Below are 1347 nucleotides of genomic sequence, written 5' to 3'. Positions count from 1 at the left end.
CGCGCGTGGCTGCGCGGCATTCTGGGGTGCGCGCTGGTCGTGGGGGGAATACTGGGTTTTCTGCCCATACTGGGGCTGTGGATGCTGCCGCTGGGCATTATCCTGCTGGCGGAGGACGTGCCCCTGCTGCGCCGGTTCAGCGCCCGCATGCTGGAATGGATCGAACGCCGCCACCCCAACTGGATGGCGCCCCCGCCGGAACAGGGCTGATTAAAAAAACGGCCCTATGATCCACCATCAGGAAGATGGCCCGACGGCACGGTTCAGTTATCGCCGCGCGGCTTCGTCTTCCTGCGCCCGACGATGGACAGGCGCGTGGTGACCAGATCGTAGCCCTTTTCCCGCACGATACTGTCCAGCAGCGCATTGAGTTCGGCATTCTCGAATTCGATCACCGTGCCGGTGCTGGCGTCGATCAGATGATAGTGATCGCTATGCTCGCCATCAGCCACCTCATACCGCGCCCGGCCGCCACCGAAGTCACGCCGCTGGAGAATGCCGTTCTCCTCGAACAGCCGGACGGTGCGGTACACGGTGGCGATGGAAATGCGGGGGTCCACGGCCACGGCGCGGCGGTAAAGCTCCTCCACATCCGGGTGGTCGTCACTGTCCGACAGGACAAACGCAATGGTCCGGCGCTGGCCTGTCAGCTTCAGGCCACGCTGACGACACAGATCCGCAAGCGGAGAATCGGGGCAGGTCACATCTTTCATCGGCACGTAACGTAATCCAAACATTACCACAGGGTCCAGTAGGGATTGGGGACGTCCTCATGTCGATTTTAATTGCAACTGATAATCTTTCTCATTAATAAGGTCTCACTGACACAACAGGGAGCGGGCCACGCCGTGGTCCGATCGGATGATGACCGACACGACAGTTTTCATGAATGATCTTTCGTGCAGCGAACGCCTGCTGGTCTGGTGCGTGCGTCGCCTCAGCGGTGGCGCCACCACCACATCCGGCATGCCGGGATATGCCTTGCCCTGCTTCCGGGCGGATTTCGCCAGTGTCGCCCGCGCGTTCAACATGGCGTTGACACGGCTGCGCACCTATCAGTGCGATCCGGTGGATGTCGCGATCTGCAGCGCCACCTGCCTGACCCGTACCGAAAACCGATTCCTTGCCGCCGCTGCCGCGGCACAGGAAGGGCACGAGGCGGAGGTACGCAGCATGCTGCGGCCGATTTTCGCGCATCATCATGTGCTTTCACCCTTCGCCGCCGCCATTACCCAGCTTGGGGCCTGCATGGCCGGGGCGGGTTACTGGCTGCCCCGCCGGAGCGCGAGCGCCGAGGGTAAGGCACTACCCGCACACCAGCCCCCCGTCTGCGCTGGACCCACGGGC

The 1347-nt window shown here is 62.9% G+C and carries 2 protein-coding genes and 1 pseudogene; 2 read left to right on the top strand and 1 reads right to left on the bottom strand.

Features of this window, described 5'->3' with window-relative positions; genetic code table 11:
• Positions 1 to 210: pseudogene (locus JCM25156_RS16730) on the top strand (hypothetical protein); the annotation flags it as partial.
• Positions 211 to 263: 53 nt separating this feature from the next.
• On the opposite strand, the gene JCM25156_RS16725 reads toward JCM25156_RS16730, so the two are convergent.
• On the bottom strand, positions 264 to 713 hold the full coding sequence (locus JCM25156_RS16725; RefSeq protein ID WP_025814023.1) for a Fur family transcriptional regulator: 450 nt from the start codon (positions 711 to 713) through the stop codon (positions 264 to 266).
• A gap of 172 nt (positions 714 to 885) precedes the next feature.
• Here JCM25156_RS16725 and JCM25156_RS16720 point away from each other — a divergent pair.
• Positions 886 to 1347, top strand: a 462-nt coding sequence (locus tag JCM25156_RS16720) for a hypothetical protein (RefSeq protein ID WP_242402724.1), incomplete at its 3' end; no start/stop codon positions are given.

The sequence above is a fragment of the Komagataeibacter kakiaceti JCM 25156 genome (assembly GCF_000613305.1).
The sequence above is the reverse complement of the archived record's forward strand: the minus strand, read 5'-3'. Positions and strand labels throughout refer to the sequence as shown.

Coding starts and splice junctions, on each gene's coding strand:
- JCM25156_RS16725 (WP_025814023.1), bottom strand. CDS start 713: ATGAAAGATGTGACCTGCCCCGATTCTCCGCTTGCGGATCTGTGTCGT.